Genomic DNA, 14,881 nt, shown 5'->3' with positions numbered 1-14,881 from the left:
CTTATAGCCCTTAACCCCAGGAATCCGCACATGCGTATTGAAGAAGATCTGAAGTTAGGTTTTAAAGACGTTCTTATCCGCCCTAAGCGTTCTACTCTTAAAAGCCGTTCCGATGTTGAGCTGGAACGTCAGTTTACCTTCAAACACTCAGGTCAGACCTGGTCTGGCGTACCTGTCATTGCCGCCAATATGGATACCGTCGGGACGTTCGAGATGGCGACCGCGCTTGCCTCATTCGATATTCTGACCGCCGTCCATAAGCATTACTCCGTTGAAGAGTGGTCCGCGTTTATCGGTGAAGCGCCTGCCAACGTGCTGAAACACGTGATGGTCTCTACCGGTACTTCTGACGCGGACTTTGAGAAAACCAAACAGATTCTGGCATTAAGCCCGGCGCTGAACTTTGTCTGCATTGATGTGGCCAATGGTTACTCTGAGCACTTCGTTCAGTTCGTGTCAAAAGCGCGTGAAGCCTGGCCGACGAAAACGATCTGCGCCGGTAACGTTGTGACGGGCGAGATGTGCGAAGAACTGATCCTCTCCGGCGCCGATATCGTCAAAGTCGGGATCGGGCCGGGGTCTGTCTGCACCACGCGCGTCAAAACCGGTGTTGGTTATCCGCAGCTTTCTGCGGTGATCGAATGCGCTGATGCGGCGCACGGTCTGGGCGGAATGATTGTCAGTGACGGCGGTTGCACTATGCCAGGTGATGTGGCTAAAGCCTTTGGTGGCGGCGCTGACTTCGTGATGCTTGGCGGTATGCTGGCAGGGCATGAAGAGAGCGGCGGCAAGATCGTTGAAGAAAATGGCGAGAAGTTCATGCTGTTTTACGGGATGAGTTCCGAATCGGCCATGACCCGTCACGTTGGCGGCGTTGCACAGTACCGTGCAGCGGAAGGCAAAACCGTTAAGCTTCCTCTGCGTGGCCCGGTGGAAAACACAGCCCGTGATATCCTCGGCGGCCTGCGTTCTGCCTGCACTTACGTTGGCGCATCGCGTCTTAAAGAACTGACCAAACGCACGACCTTTATCCGCGTACAGGAACAGGAAAACCGCATTTTCAACAGCCTGTAATCCTTTCCGTTTGTCGGATTAGGCATGAATGCCTAATCCGGCTTTGAGTTCTGTTCCCGCTCTTCAATCGCTTCAGCCTACTGTGCTCATCGCATCCCCCAGATGGAATATCGGCAGATACATGGCAACCACCAGCGTGCCAATAATTAACCCCGTAATGACCAGCAAAGCAGGTTCCAGCAATGTGGCGAGACTGTCGGCCAGCGCCAGCGTGTTCTCACTATGATGCCGGGCAAGATTATGCAGCATCGTGTCCAGTGAACCGGAAACTTCTCCTGTTCTAATCAGTTGCAGGCACAGCGGGCTGAAGACTTGCGCATTTTGAAATGCCTGCCAGACCGGAAGACCGTGACTGATATCACGTTGGACTTGCGCCAGTCGCTGGGACCAGTAGGGACATTGCAGGCTTTCCCGTACGCTCTCCAGCGCCGGTAAAAATGCGATCCCTGCGCGTTGTGTTAACGCGAGAATGGTAAAAATCTGCGTGAGTTTTTGCCCCCTGAGCAGGCGACCCATTACCGGTATGCGCAGCAGCCAGCGCTGGCGCGTTATCAGCCATGAGGAACGATGCTTCACCGCGCTGTTTGCCGCAATGACTCCGCCGCTCAGCAGTAAAATCAACCAGCCCCGGTTTGCACTCCAGTCGGCGAACGTGATGATCCCCTGCGTCAGCGCCGGTAGGGGCGTGTTGAAGGTCCGGTAAATGGCGGCAAACTCGGGTAAGACAAAGTGCAACATGGCCAGCACCACAAAGAAGGCCATCGCCAGAATGATAAAGGGATAACGCAACGCTTTCTTGATCTTATCGCTTAACTGTTTGTGGGCGTTTTGCTGCCGGGCCAGTTCGAAGCAGCATTCGTCGAGCTTTCCGGTCAGTTCACCGGTGCGAATCATCGCCTGATACAGCGGAGGAAAAACATCTGGCCATTGCGCCAGCGCGCTGGAGAGGGGCGTACCCTGCTCCAGTTCGTGCGCCAGGCTCTGCAACAGCGCTTGCCACTGTTTTCCCGGTTGTTGTCCGGCGAGAAGCGCCAGCCCGTCGGAGAGCGTCAGGCCCGCCTTCAGCAGCGTGGCGAGTTGATGAATCACTTCCGAACATTTCCCGGCGCGCCACAGCGCGCGGTTAACGCGCAGCGGCTTCACGCGCAGTGGCGTTATCTTGCGCTGTTCGAGCGCCAGTACCAGTAAAGCCTGGCTTTCGGCCCATAATGCGCCCTCGCCAGGTAAGCCATCGCTGTCAATGCCTTGCCATCGCCAAAGCGTTTTACTGCTCATTGGGCATCCCCAGAATGCGTACCAGCTCTTCAAAGGTCGTTAACCCTTGGTCGACGGCGCGGCAGCCGCTTTCAAAAAGCGTGAGCATACCGGCTTGTCGGGCATAACCTTCCAGTGCTTCAACGGGCGCGCCACTGGCGATGTGCTGGCGTAGTTCAGCGGTAACGGGTAGGACTTCAAACAGCGCCGTACGCCCATAAAAGCCGTGATAACAGTGCTCGCAGCCTACCGCTTGCCAGCGCGGCAACGCGGTTGGGCATAATGTCTGCGGCAAACGGATCGGGTCGTTAGTCAGCCGTCGACAGTGAGGGCAGAGCTTTCTGACCAGCCGTTGCGCCGCCACAAGATTTAAGGCGGAGGAGAGCATCCAGCGCGCCACTCCCATTTGCTGCAAGCGGATCAGTGCCTCGCAGCTGGAGTTGGTGTGCAGCGTGGAAAGCACCAGATGACCCGTTTGCGCGGCTTTAATGGCGATTTCGGCTGTTTCGCCGTCGCGGATCTCTCCGATCATAATGACATCGGGATCCTGGCGTAACAGCGCCCGTAAGACGCCCTGAAAGGTGAGCCCCGCACGCGGATGGATCTGCGTCTGGTTGATGCCGTCCAGCGGGATTTCCACTGGATCTTCAACGCTGCACAGATTCACCTCCGTGGCGTTTCGCATCTGGAGAGCGCTGTACAGTGTCACCGTCTTTCCGCTGCCCGTCGGTCCGGTCACCAGCACCAGCCCCTGGGGTTGTTGCAAGGCATGAATGAACGCCGAAAGCTGCGAGTCATGCATCCCCAGGGCGGTGACATCCAGCGCCTGACTAACCTGGTGCAACAAACGCAAAACAACCTTTTCGCCATGACGACAGGGTAACGTGGCGATACGAAACGAGACGGTGGAACCGGCCAGCCCGACGGTGAACTGCCCATCCTGCGGCAGGCGGTGTTCAGCAATATCCAGTTGACCTAACACCTTCAGGCGGGCCGTCAGGGCTAATCCCGTTTCTTTGGCGACAGTGGGCAGGTTGTATAACACCCCGTCAACACGCAGTCGAATGCGGAAATGGTGTTCCGCAGGCTCAATGTGGATGTCGGATGCGCGTTTAGTCATCGCCGCCTGAAGGGTTTTATCCAGCAATGCTGCCGCGCTGAGGCTGGCTTCCGGTACGACCGCAGGTAGCGTTTGTGGCGGATGATGCAAATGCCCTTCCATTTGCTGGCGTGTCCAGCAGGCGATCTCAATGCGTTTTGTCGTCGCAAAATGCAAAGCGTCGAGCAGTTCATGAGACGGCGCGTCCACGACGGCGACGTGTACCACGTCACTGTCTGCATCAAGTAAGATGCCGTTATGACGCTGACAAAGGGCGGTAAGTTGAGCGGTATTCATCGCTGCTCCTTAGTTGCCGTCAAAACGAAAAACATCTTCACAAGCCTGCTGTAACGCACCGTCATTCTGAATAGTGCAGTTACGCGTCCAGCCCGTAATGCCGTTTGCGTTATCCCAGTTCGGCGTCATCGTGACGATCAGACCGTTCAGGCTCTCCTGACCACTGAGTGATACCACGCCCTTCGCCACGCTCATTCCTGAGACATAGCGCGTTGTAGTGGGTGAGGGGATGCCGTTGCTTCCGCCATCGCAGGTGACGATGCCGCCATGTTCAAGCGCGCACAGTTCGACTGCAGTGCGGTAAGGAATAAATGTTTGCAGCATGTCCGTTAGCGCGGCCTTGCGCAGATAGTTTTGGTACGCCGGAATGCCGATGGCGCTGAGAATGGCGATAATGCCGATGACCACCATCAGTTCGATCAGGGTAAATCCACGTTGTTTATCCATTGTTCGCTCCTTGAGTAAGTGGCGGTCACTTTGGCAAACGGGATAAAGACACGCGAGCATCAAAAAGAGAAACGGGAATCAGGGTTCAGAGGAAGTTGTCAGCGTTTCATCACAGGACAAGGTATTTACGAGGCGGCTCGAGAAAAGCGCCAGACAGGCCCGGTGAGCGACAGCGTCACCGGGCAAAGAGGGTTAACGGAAACGCATCGAAAGGTCCAGCGCGCGCACGTGCTTAGTGAGCGCGCCGACGGAAATGAAATCGACACCGGTTTGCGCAAATTCGCGCAGCGTCTTGTCCGTCACGTTGCCGGAAACTTCCAGTCGCGCTTGCCCGTTGGCGCGTTTAACCGCTTCACGCATCTGCTCGGTTTCAAAATTATCCAGCATGATGATGTCTGCGCCCGCTTTCAGCGCTTCATCCAGCTCATCAAGGTTTTCAACTTCGACTTCCACCGGCACATCCGGGTGCAGCCAGAAGGCTTTTTCCACCGCCTGACGAACGGATCCGGAAGCAATAATATGGTTTTCTTTGATTAAAAAGGCATCGGAAAGGCCCAGGCGGTGATTGGCGCCGCCGCCGCATAGCACGGCGTATTTCAATGCGGTGCGCAGTCCCGGCAGCGTTTTACGTGTGTCCAGCAGTTGAGTTTTGGTCCCCGCCAGCAGTTCGACATATTTACGCACTTCGCTCGCGACGCCGGAAAGGGTTTGTACGAAGTTCAGCGCGGTACGCTCACCCGTGAGCAATACCCGGGAAGGACCGTCCAGCTCGAACAGCGGTTGATTCGCGAGGATGCTGTCGCCGTCATCGACGTGCCAGGTAACAGTGACATCATCGCCAGCCAGCTGAATAAACACTTCTTCCACCCAGCGTTTGCCACAAAAAACGCCATTTTCACGCGTGATAACGGTCGCGTGAGAGCGGGTATTTTCCGGCAAAAGTTGTGCCGTAATGTCGTTGCCGGCATCCACTTCGCCACCTAAATCTTCGCGCAGCGCCTGGGCGACAGTGGCAGGGATATCCAGATTAATGCGTTCCAACAGCGCGTCACGTCGGTAGTCAGCGTTATAACGGCGAGGCGGCATGATAAAACTCCAAATTGCTAACGAATCATAAGGTAGAAACATGCTACTCTGAAGCGGCTATAAGCACCACTCAAAAGGAGATCCTGCATGTTGTTATACAAGGGCTGGCTGGCAGAGGCGCGGCGCGTCCCTTCTCCTCATTATGATTGCCGCCCGGATGACGACCATCCTTCTCTGCTGGTGGTGCACAATATCAGCCTGCCGCCCGGCGAATTCGGCGGCCCGTGGATCGATGCGCTATTCACTGGAACAATTGATCCCACCGCTCACCCCTTTTTTGCGGAAATCGCGCATCTTCGTGTTTCCGCACATTGTCTGATTCGCCGTGACGGTGAAATCGTTCAGTATGTTCCTTTCGATAAACGCGCGTGGCACGCTGGCGTTTCCCGTTACCGGGGTCGCGAGCGCTGCAATGATTTTTCGATTGGCATTGAGCTGGAAGGCACCGATACGCTGGCCTACACCGATGCGCAGTACCAACAGCTGGCGGCCACTACGCGCACGCTGATAACGTATTACCCGGCGATTGCCGATAACATAACCGGACATTGTGATATTGCGCCTGATCGCAAGACCGATCCCGGCCCCGCTTTTGACTGGGCGAGGTTTCGCGCTCTGGTCACCCCCTCGTCAGATAAGGAGATGACATGACGCTGTTTACGACTCTACTGGTGCTGTTTGTTGAGCGCCTGTTCAAACTGGGAGAGCACTGGCAGCTCGATCACCGCCTGGAAGCGTTATTTCGGCGCATTACGCGTTTTTCGATGGCGCGTACGCTGGGGATGACGTTTATTGCGATGGCGGTCGCATCCCTGCTTTTACGCGCGCTTCAGGGGCTGTTGTTCAATGTGCCGACGATTTTGGCGTGGATCCTGCTGGGGCTGCTGTGCATTGGCGCCGGGAAAGTGCGGATGCATTACCACGCCTATCTCCAGGCGGCTTCGCGCGATGACGCCCACGCCCGTAAGGCAATGGCCTGTGAGCTCACCCTGATCCACGGCGTCCCGCCGGATTGCGATGAGCGCGAGTTTTTACGTGAACTGCAAAACGCGCTGCTGTGGATTAACTTCCGTTTCTATCTTGCGCCTCTGTTTTGGCTGATCGTCGGCGGTCAGTGGGGGCCGGTGCTGCTGGTGGGCTATGCTTTTCTGCGCTCATGGCAGTCGTGGCTGGCGCGTTACCTGACGCCGCATGAGCGTTTGCAGTCGGGTATTGACGCCATTCTTCACGTGCTGGACTGGATCCCGGTGCGTCTGGCAGGCGTGGTTTACGCCTTGATCGGGCACGGAGAGAAAGCGCTTCCTGCGTGGTTTGCCTCGCTGGCCGACATGCATACCGCGCAGTACCAGGTGTTAACCCGACTGGCGCAGTTCTCGTTGGCGCGGGAACCGCATACCGATAAGGTCGAGACGCCGAAAGCGGCGGTATCGATGGCCAAGAAAACGTCGTTGGTGGTGGTAGTGGCGATCGCTTTCCTGACCATTTACGGGGCGCTGGTGTAGTGGATTGAGTGGCCGGCGTACAGCGCTTATCCGGTAGGGGTCGCCCGGTAAGCGTTGCGCCGCCGGGCTGCGTGTCAGAGAGTATCCGCTGGCGGCACGCCAAAATCAGGCATCCCGTTTTCATCCCAACGAACGCGCTTCAGGCGGGTGTGACGGTTGGGATCGTAGAGCGGGTCCCCTTCAATTTCGGTGTAGTTGCGTGCGTGATACACCAGCACATCTTCTCCTTCCGGTGTTTGCGTAAAGCTATTATGGCCCGGGCCGTACTGACGATTTTCATAGCTGGTGGCAAAGACCGGACGCGGCGATTTATGCCAGTTCGCCGGGTTTTTCGGATCGGCGTTCATATCAATCCATAAAAGCCCCATGCAGTAGTTCTCGTCCGTTGCGCTGGCGGAGTAGCTAATGAACAATCTGTCGCCATGCGTGAGCACCGCCGGACCTTCGTTGACCCAAAAGCCCCGACACTCCCAGTCATATTCCGGTTTGCTGAGCATCACCGGCTCGCCCTTGAGCGTCCACGGGTTTTCCAGCTCGGCAAGGTAAATGTTGGAGTTACCCGCGATATGCGGGGATTTTTGCGCCCACAGATACCACTGTTTTCCCTGATGATGAAAGGTAGTGGCATCGAGCGCGAACGTGTCAAACGGCGTTTTGATCTGGCCTTTTTCGTACCAGACGCCAGTGAGCGGGTCGGCATCCGCACATTCCAGCGCGTACATCCGGTGCTGGAACATCCCCAGTTTGTCGAGCGCCTGGGTATGGGCAGCGGCGAAATAGATATACCACTTACCGTTGATGCGGTGAATTTCCGGCGCCCAGATCAGCTCGCACATCGGGCCGGTTTCCGGTTTACGCCAGACGATAACCGATTCCGCGCTGCGCAGGCCCTCCAGGGTGTTCGCCCGTCGGATTTCCAGCCGATCATATTCCGGCACCGAGGCAATAAAGTAGTAGTCGCAGCCGTCTCGCAGAATAAACGGATCGGCGCGTTGCTCAATAAAGGGGTTTGGCCAGTCTTGCATTAGGCTTTCCTTACGCTTTCAGCGGCTTTCAGTTCCTGATATTCGTTAAGCTCGCGGTAATTGGTGCGGCGCTTTTCCAGATCGTCCTGTATGTGTTTCATCAGTTCACGGTCGACTTTCAGCAGACGTACCACGCCCGCGGTAATGAGATAACCGACGCCCGGGATCACCGTAAACAGCAGTACGATGCCGTTGATTGCCGTGTCGCTCTGGGTTTTCGCGCCAGCGTCATAGCCATACCAGGAGAGCAGAAAGCCTACCATCGCCCCGGCGATCGCCAGGCCCAGCTTCAGGAAGAAGAGATTACCGGAGAAGCTGATGCCGGTGATACGTTTGCCGGTTTTCCATTCGCCGTAGTCGTCAACGTCCGCCATCAGCGACCAGTGCAGCGGCGACGGGATCTGATGCAGAATATTCAGCAGGAAATAGAGCACGACAATCAACGCGGTGGCTTTCGGGTCGAAGAAGTAAAACGCGCAGGAGAAGAGGGCCAGCGCGATGTTGGTCCAGAAGAACACTTTCAGCTTGCACCAGCGGTCGGTCAGCACTTTCGCCAGCATACTGCCGATCATCATGCCAACCACGCCCAGGCTGATAAACAGCGTGGCGAAGTGGGTGCTTTGTCCCATCACCCAGGTCACGTAGTACATGGTCGCCGCCATCCGAATGAAGCCCGGGCAGACATTGCACAGCGTCAGTAACAAAATGCGCACCCACTGATCGTTTTTCCACACGTCTTTAAAATCGTTCTTCATGTCATCGTGGGTGGGAACGGCAGGGCGGACGCGCTCGCGAACGGTGGCAAAGCAGAACAGGAACATGCACATGCCGATAATCGCCAGCACGGTCATCGCCATCTGGTAGCCTTTGGCTTTGTCGCCGCCACCAAACCAGTCGACCATTGGCAGCAGCGTAAGCGACAGCAGCAACGTCGCGATACCGACTAACACAAAGCGATAAGACTGGCAGGCCACGCGTTCTTTAGGATCGTTGGTGATCACGCCGCCTAACGAGCAATAGGGAATATTGATGGCGGTATAAGTGATCGACAGCAGGAAATAGGTGACAAACGCATAGATAACCTTGCTGTTATACGTCCAGTCCGGGGTGGTGAACATCAGGATACTGAACAGCGCATAGGGGAAAGCGATCCACAGCAGCCAGGGGCGGAAACGACCATATTGACTTTGGGTGCGATCGGCGATGGCGCCCATCACCGGGTCGGTGACCGCGTCAATGACGCGCACAGACAGTAACAGTACGCCCACCAATGCGGGTGCCAGACCAAAAATATCCGTATAAAAATAGTTAACAAACAACATGATGGCGCCAAAGATGATGTTACATCCGGCGTCGCCCATGCCATAACCAATCTTCTCTCGTACCGAAAGTTTACCCTTTTCCATTGAGACGTCTCCCCATCAGGTGATGGAGTGAATTATTCGTCTGCGAGTGAATAATTGCGTTGCAGGATAGCGCCGCTGATATGGACGAAATAGCTATTGGCAGGAAAGTGTGAAGCAGATAACACCCCTCACCCGGCGGGCGGGCGAGGGGAAGAGAATTAATGCGCTTTGGCGGTCTTCGCCGTTTTCTGTTTGCACAGATAACCGACGCCCAGGACCAGCAGCCATACGGGGATCAAATAGACTGAGATCGCCATTCCCGGCGTGATTAACATAATTACCAGTACCGCAGCCATAAACAGCAGGCAGACCCAGTTTCCGAGCGGATAGAGCAGAGCCGGGAAGCGCGTTTTAACGCCCTGTTGCTGTTTCGCGCGACGGAACTTGATGTGCGCCAGACTAATCATCGCCCAGTTAATGACCAGTGCGGAAACCACCAGCGCCATCAGCAGGCCAAACGCCGACTCCGGCGCCATATAGTTAATGAGTACGCACAGTGCGGTGACCAGCGCAGAAACCAGAATGGTATTGACCGGTACGCCGCGTTTGTCGACGGAAAGCAGCGCTTTTGGCGCGTTGCCCTGCTGCGCAAGGCCAAACAACATTCGGCTGTTGCAGTAGACGCAACTGTTATACACCGACAGCGCCGCGGTCAGCACCACGATGTTCAGCGCATTCGCCACAAAGGTGTCGCCCAGCTCGTGGAAGATAAGGACAAATGGGCTGGTGTCGGCGGTTACGCGCGTCCACGGCAGCAGGGAAAGCAGCACTGCCAGTGAGCCAACATAGAAGATCAGAATACGGTAGATAACCTGGTTGGTCGCTTTCGGAATGCTTTGCTCCGGGTTATCGGCTTCCGCCGCGGTGATCCCCACCAGCTCAAGCCCTCCAAAGGAGAACATAATGATCGCCATCATCATGACCAGCCCGGTCCAGCCATGCGGCAGGAAGCCGCCCTGTTCCCACAGGTTGCGCACGGTAGCCTGCGGGCCGCCGTTGCCGCTGAACAGCAGCCAGCCGCCGAACAGAATCATCGCCACCACGGCGATCACTTTAATAATGGCGAACCAGAACTCCATTTCACCGAACACTTTCACGTTGGTCAGGTTGATCGCGTTGATCAGCACAAAGAAGGCCGCCGCCGAGACCCAGGTCGGGATCTCCGGATACCAGAACTGGATGTATTTACCGACGGCGGTCAGTTCCGCCATCGCGACCAGCACATACAACACCCAGTAATTCCAGCCGGAGGCAAAACCGGCAAAACTGCCCCAGTACTTATAGGCAAAGTGGCTGAACGAACCGGCAACCGGCTCCTCCACTACCATTTCCCCTAACTGACGCATGATCAGAAAAGCGATAAACCCTGCGATCGCATAACCCAGAATGATACCGGGACCGGCTGACTGGATAACGGAGGCGCTTCCCAGGAACAGGCCTGTCCCGATTGCGCCGCCCAGCGCGATTAGCTGGATATGGCGGTTTTTTAGCCCGCGCTTAAGCTGCTCGCCGTGCTGCTGACTGTCCATCATGAAACCTCGTGTGTGGTGCGCTCTTTCTGTGATGAGCGTTTATGTAGTAACGACGCAGGATGCGTGTGTAAGTTAACGATTCCGTTTGTTGTATTTTTTTGTTTACAGTTGTGTTTAATGAAATGTCGCCGGAACTCTTTTGTCTGGATAAGAATAATGGTATGCGCAGGCGAATGCACCTGCTTTATGAATGGTTGATGACGAGTTGCATAAAAAGAAAGCAGATGTAACAGCCCTTCGTTAATCTCACACGCCATATCTCAGCCCAACAGATTGCCTATTTATTTATTTTATTTGCATTAGTATGCGAGTGAATCGGTTCAATTTGGATTTTATTTCGTTTCAATAAGGTTAAAACTGGCGCGGAGGCGGTAAATTTAACATTTGTGCATAGTTACATGTTTGATACGTTATTTCTGTAATGTTGTTAAAATGTGCGTGGTTTCCTGATTTCAATCAAAACCTGTATGGACAGAAGGTGAATACTTTGTTACTTTAGCGTCACAGACATGAAATTGGTAAGACCAATTGACTCCGGGCAAATGGCTTAAGACAGGACATCATGGCCTACAGCAAAATCCGCCAACCAAAATTATCCGATGTGATTGAGCAACAGCTGGAGTTTTTGATTCTTGAGGGCACCTTGCGCCCCGGCGAAAAACTCCCACCGGAACGCGAACTGGCGAAACAGTTCGACGTCTCCCGTCCCTCCCTGCGTGAGGCGATCCAACGTCTCGAAGCGAAGGGCCTGTTGCTTCGTCGCCAGGGCGGCGGCACTTTTGTTCAGAGCAGCCTGTGGCAGAGCTTCAGCGACCCACTGGTAGAATTGCTCTCCGATCATCCTGAATCCCAGTTTGACCTGCTCGAGACGCGCCACGCGCTGGAAGGCATTGCGGCCTATTACGCGGCGCTGCGCAGCACGGACGAAGACAAAACGCGGATTCGCGAACTGCACCATGCGATTGAGCTGGCGCAGGAGTCGGGTGACCTGGACGCTGAGTCCGATGCGGTTCTGCAATATCAAATTGCTGTCACCGAAGCGGCACACAATGTGGTTTTGCTCCATCTGCTAAGGTGTATGGAGCCGATGTTGGCCCAGAATGTCCGGCAAAACTTCGAATTACTCTATTCGCGTCGCGAGATGCTTCCGCTGGTGAGCAGTCACCGCACCCGTATTTTCGAAGCGATCATGGCCGGTAACCCCGAGGAGGCGCGCGAAGCATCGCATCGCCACCTGGCGTTTATCGAAGAGATATTGCTGGACAGAAGCCGTGAGGAAAGTCGTCGTGAACGCGCCTTACGCCGTCTGGAACAGCGCAAGAATTAGTTTTTTCTGGCAGCTCGTTTACCAGAAGATGTTGTTAATAAAGCGCAAAAATGTGCGCGGCAACTAAACGCAGAACCTGTCTTATTAAGCTTTCCGACGAAAGTTTAATGGGACAGGTTCCAGATAACTCAACGTATTAGATAGATAAGGAATAACCCATGTCAGAACGTTTCCCAAATGACGTGGATCCGATCGAAACTCGCGACTGGCTACAGGCGATCGAATCGGTCATCCGTGAAGAAGGTGTTGAGCGCGCTCAGTATCTGATCGACCAACTGCTTTCCGAAGCCCGCAAAGGCGGCGTGAAAGTGGCGGCAGGTGCAGGGGCAAGCAATTACATCAACACTATTGCCGTTGAAGATGAACCGGAATACCCGGGCAATCTGGAGCTGGAGCGTCGTATTCGTTCTGCTATCCGCTGGAACGCCATCATGACGGTACTGCGTGCGTCTAAAAAAGACCTCGAGCTGGGCGGCCACATGGCATCCTTCCAGTCTTCCGCAACCGTATATGACGTTTGCTTCAACCACTTCTTCCGCGCCCGCAACGAGCAGGATGGCGGCGACCTGGTGTATTTCCAGGGCCACATCTCGCCGGGCGTTTACGCACGCGCATTCCTGGAAGGCCGTCTGACCGAAGAGCAGATGGATAACTTCCGCCAGGAAGTGCATGGCAACGGCCTGTCTTCCTACCCGCACCCGAAACTGATGCCGGAATTCTGGCAGTTCCCGACCGTCTCTATGGGGCTGGGTCCAATCGGCGCTATTTACCAGGCTAAATTCCTGAAATATCTGGAACACCGTGGCCTGAAAGACACCTCCAAACAGACCGTTTACGCCTTCCTGGGCGACGGTGAAATGGACGAGCCGGAATCCAAAGGCGCTATCACCATCGCGACCCGCGAAAAACTGGACAACTTGGTCTTCATCATCAACTGTAACCTGCAGCGCCTGGACGGCCCGGTCACCGGTAACGGCAAAATCGTTAACGAACTGGAAGGCATCTTCGACGGCGCGGGCTGGAACGTGATTAAAGTCATGTGGGGCGGTCGTTGGGATGAGCTGCTGCGTAAAGATACCAGCGGTAAGCTGATCCAACTGATGAACGAAACCGTTGACGGCGACTACCAGACCTTCAAATCAAAAGACGGCGCGTACGTGCGTGAGCACTTCTTCGGCAAGTATCCGGAAACCGCCGCGCTGGTGGCAGACTGGACTGATGAGCAGATCTGGGCCCTGAACCGTGGCGGCCACGATCCGAAGAAAGTCTACGCTGCACTGAAAAAAGCGCAGGAAACCAAAGGCAAAGCGACTGTCATCCTCGCCCATACCATTAAGGGTTACGGCATGGGCGACTCTGCCGAAGGTAAAAACATCGCTCACCAGGTGAAGAAAATGAACATGGACGGCGTTCGCTACGTCCGCGATCGTTTCAACGTGCCGGTATCCGATGCTGACATTGAAAAACTGCCGTACATCACCTTCCCGGAAGGTTCTGAAGAGCACAAGTACCTGCACGAACGTCGTCAGGCGCTGCACGGTTACCTGCCGAGCCGCCAGCCTAACTTCACCGAGAAGCTGGAGCTGCCGACCCTGGAAGATTTTGGCGCGCTGCTGGAAGAGCAGAACAAAGAGATCTCCACCACTATCGCTTTCGTTCGCGCCCTGAACGTGATGCTGAAGAACAAGTCGATCAAAGATCGTCTGGTTCCGATCATCGCCGACGAAGCGCGTACCTTTGGTATGGAAGGTCTGTTCCGTCAGATCGGTATTTACAGCCCGAACGGCCAGCAGTACACCCCGCAGGACCGTGAGCAGGTTGCGTACTACAAAGAAGACGAGAAAGGTCAGATCCTGCAGGAAGGTATCAACGAGCTGGGCGCAGGTTCTTCCTGGCTGGCGGCTGCGACCTCTTACAGCACTAACGATCTGCCGATGATCCCGTTCTACATCTATTACTCCATGTTCGGGTTCCAGCGTATCGGCGACCTGTGCTGGGCAGCGGGCGACCAGCAGGCGCGCGGCTTCCTGATTGGCGGTACTTCCGGTCGTACGACCCTGAACGGCGAAGGTTTGCAGCATGAAGATGGTCACAGCCATATTCAGTCTCTGACTATCCCGAACTGTATCTCTTACGATCCGGCTTACGCATACGAAGTGGCGGTCATCATGCATGACGGTCTGGAGCGCATGTACGGTGAAAAACAAGAGAACGTTTACTATTACATCACCACGCTGAACGAAAACTACCACATGCCGGCTATGCCGGAAGGCGCTGAGGAAGGTATCCGCAAAGGTATCTATAAACTCGACACCCTCGAAGGTAGCAAAGGTAAAGTTCAGCTCTTAGGCTCGGGTTCTATCCTGCGTCACGTCCGCGAAGCGGCAGAGATCCTGGCGAAAGATTACGGCGTGGGTTCTGATGTATACAGCGTGACCTCCTTCACCGAACTGGCGCGTGACGGCCAGGATTGTGAGCGCTGGAACATGCTGCACCCGCTGGAAACCCCGCGCGTACCGTACATCGCTCAGGTGATGAACGACGCACCGGCTGTCGCATCAACTGACTATATGAAACTGTTTGCTGAACAGGTTCGTACTTATGTACCGGCAGATGATTACCGCGTACTGGGTACCGACGGTTTCGGTCGCTCTGACAGCCGTGAAAACCTGCGTCATCACTTCGAAGTGGATGCGTCCTACGTGGTGGTAGCGGCACTGGGCGAACTGGCTAAACGTGGCGAAATCGATAAGAAAGTGGTTGCGGATGCAATTACCAAATTCAACATCGATGCAGAAAAAGTTAACCCGCGTCTGGCGTAAGAGGTAAAAG

12 protein-coding genes are annotated in these 14,881 nt (G+C 55.2%); 5 read left to right on the top strand and 7 right to left on the bottom strand.

From position 1 onward, the window contains the following. The first annotated feature begins 30 nt into the window (after nt 1-30). Nucleotides 31-1,074: a GMP reductase gene (locus tag HVX72_RS17270; protein ID WP_042290026.1), complete on the top strand. Its 1,044-nt coding sequence runs from the start codon at nt 31-33 to the stop codon at nt 1,072-1,074. Between the two features lie 72 nt (nt 1,075-1,146). On the opposite strand, the gene hofC is transcribed toward HVX72_RS17270, so the two are convergent. The 4 genes from hofC to nadC form a co-directional block, all read right to left on the bottom strand. After that, nucleotides 1,147-2,349 carry a protein transport protein HofC gene (gene hofC, locus HVX72_RS17265; RefSeq protein WP_181821973.1) on the bottom strand — a complete coding sequence of 401 codons (1,203 nt, stop codon included), beginning with the start codon at nt 2,347-2,349 and terminating at the stop codon, nt 1,147-1,149. Next, entirely contained in the window at nt 2,339-3,724 is a 1,386-nt protein-coding gene (gene gspE, locus HVX72_RS17260; RefSeq protein ID WP_181821972.1) for a type II secretion system protein GspE, read from the bottom strand. The genes hofC and gspE overlap by 11 nt, the downstream gene beginning before the upstream one ends. 9 nt (nt 3,725-3,733) lie before the next feature. Continuing rightward, on the bottom strand, nt 3,734-4,171 hold the full coding sequence (ppdD, locus tag HVX72_RS17255) for a prepilin peptidase-dependent pilin (RefSeq protein WP_181821971.1): 438 nt from the start codon (nt 4,169-4,171) through the stop codon (nt 3,734-3,736). A gap of 192 nt (nt 4,172-4,363) precedes the next feature. Beyond that, the gene (gene nadC / locus HVX72_RS17250; protein WP_181821970.1) at nt 4,364-5,257 is read right to left on the bottom strand and encodes a carboxylating nicotinate-nucleotide diphosphorylase; all 894 of its coding nucleotides are present in this window, start codon (nt 5,255-5,257) and stop codon (nt 4,364-4,366) included. 87 nt (nt 5,258-5,344) lie between these two features. Here nadC and ampD point away from each other — a divergent pair, with 87 nt between their 5' ends. Continuing rightward, nucleotides 5,345-5,908 (top strand): 1,6-anhydro-N-acetylmuramyl-L-alanine amidase AmpD, encoded by a 564-nt coding sequence (gene ampD, locus HVX72_RS17245; protein ID WP_181821969.1) that lies wholly within the window; start codon nt 5,345-5,347, stop codon nt 5,906-5,908. Continuing rightward, nucleotides 5,905-6,759 carry a beta-lactamase regulator AmpE gene (gene ampE, locus HVX72_RS17240; protein WP_181821968.1) on the top strand — a complete coding sequence of 285 codons (855 nt, stop codon included), beginning with the start codon at nt 5,905-5,907 and terminating at the stop codon, nt 6,757-6,759. The genes ampD and ampE overlap by 4 nt, the downstream gene beginning before the upstream one ends. 74 nt (nt 6,760-6,833) lie before the next feature. On the opposite strand, the gene HVX72_RS17235 is transcribed toward ampE, so the two are convergent. From HVX72_RS17235 to aroP, 3 genes are all read right to left on the bottom strand, one after another. After that, on the bottom strand, nt 6,834-7,784 hold the full coding sequence (locus HVX72_RS17235; protein WP_181821967.1) for a family 43 glycosylhydrolase: 951 nt from the start codon (nt 7,782-7,784) through the stop codon (nt 6,834-6,836). Continuing rightward, nucleotides 7,784-9,190: an MFS transporter gene (locus HVX72_RS17230; protein ID WP_042290006.1), complete on the bottom strand. Its 1,407-nt coding sequence runs from the start codon at nt 9,188-9,190 to the stop codon at nt 7,784-7,786. Before HVX72_RS17230 ends, HVX72_RS17235 begins: the two co-directional genes overlap by 1 nt. A gap of 158 nt (nt 9,191-9,348) precedes the next feature. Then, nucleotides 9,349-10,722: an aromatic amino acid transporter AroP gene (gene aroP / locus HVX72_RS17225; RefSeq protein ID WP_120714903.1), complete on the bottom strand. Its 1,374-nt coding sequence runs from the start codon at nt 10,720-10,722 to the stop codon at nt 9,349-9,351. Between the two features lie 562 nt (nt 10,723-11,284). Between aroP and pdhR the strand changes: the two genes are divergently transcribed. Together pdhR and aceE are read left to right on the top strand one after the other, a co-directional pair. Beyond that, on the top strand, nt 11,285-12,049 hold the full coding sequence (pdhR, locus tag HVX72_RS17220) for a pyruvate dehydrogenase complex transcriptional repressor PdhR (protein WP_042290003.1): 765 nt from the start codon (nt 11,285-11,287) through the stop codon (nt 12,047-12,049). A gap of 158 nt (nt 12,050-12,207) precedes the next feature. Next, nucleotides 12,208-14,871, top strand: a complete 2,664-nt coding sequence (aceE, locus tag HVX72_RS17215) for a pyruvate dehydrogenase (acetyl-transferring), homodimeric type (RefSeq protein ID WP_042290001.1) — start codon at nt 12,208-12,210, stop codon at nt 14,869-14,871. Nucleotides 14,872-14,881 lie beyond the last annotated feature (10 nt).

Source organism: Citrobacter sp. RHB21-C05 (genome assembly GCF_013889015.1).
Taxonomy (GTDB): Bacteria; Pseudomonadota; Gammaproteobacteria; order Enterobacterales; family Enterobacteriaceae; genus Citrobacter_A; species Citrobacter_A sedlakii.
This window is presented reverse-complemented; position numbering and strand designations above follow the sequence as displayed.

Excerpts from the sequence above, each read along its gene's own strand:
- pdhR (WP_042290003.1), top strand. The coding sequence starts at position 11,285 with ATGGCCTACAGCAAAATCCGCCAACCAAAATTATCCGATGTGATTGAG.
- aroP (WP_120714903.1), bottom strand. The coding sequence starts at position 10,722 with ATGATGGACAGTCAGCAGCACGGCGAGCAGCTTAAGCGCGGGCTAAAA.
- HVX72_RS17235 (WP_181821967.1), bottom strand. The coding sequence starts at position 7,784 with ATGCAAGACTGGCCAAACCCCTTTATTGAGCAACGCGCCGATCCGTTT.
- aceE (WP_042290001.1), top strand. The coding sequence starts at position 12,208 with ATGTCAGAACGTTTCCCAAATGACGTGGATCCGATCGAAACTCGCGAC.
- ppdD (WP_181821971.1), bottom strand. The coding sequence starts at position 4,171 with ATGGATAAACAACGTGGATTTACCCTGATCGAACTGATGGTGGTCATC.
- nadC (WP_181821970.1), bottom strand. The coding sequence starts at position 5,257 with ATGCCGCCTCGCCGTTATAACGCTGACTACCGACGTGACGCGCTGTTG.
- gspE (WP_181821972.1), bottom strand. The coding sequence starts at position 3,724 with ATGAATACCGCTCAACTTACCGCCCTTTGTCAGCGTCATAACGGCATC.
- HVX72_RS17270 (WP_042290026.1), top strand. The coding sequence starts at position 31 with ATGCGTATTGAAGAAGATCTGAAGTTAGGTTTTAAAGACGTTCTTATC.
- hofC (WP_181821973.1), bottom strand. The coding sequence starts at position 2,349 with ATGAGCAGTAAAACGCTTTGGCGATGGCAAGGCATTGACAGCGATGGC.
- ampE (WP_181821968.1), top strand. The coding sequence starts at position 5,905 with ATGACGCTGTTTACGACTCTACTGGTGCTGTTTGTTGAGCGCCTGTTC.
- HVX72_RS17230 (WP_042290006.1), bottom strand. The coding sequence starts at position 9,190 with ATGGAAAAGGGTAAACTTTCGGTACGAGAGAAGATTGGTTATGGCATG.
- ampD (WP_181821969.1), top strand. The coding sequence starts at position 5,345 with ATGTTGTTATACAAGGGCTGGCTGGCAGAGGCGCGGCGCGTCCCTTCT.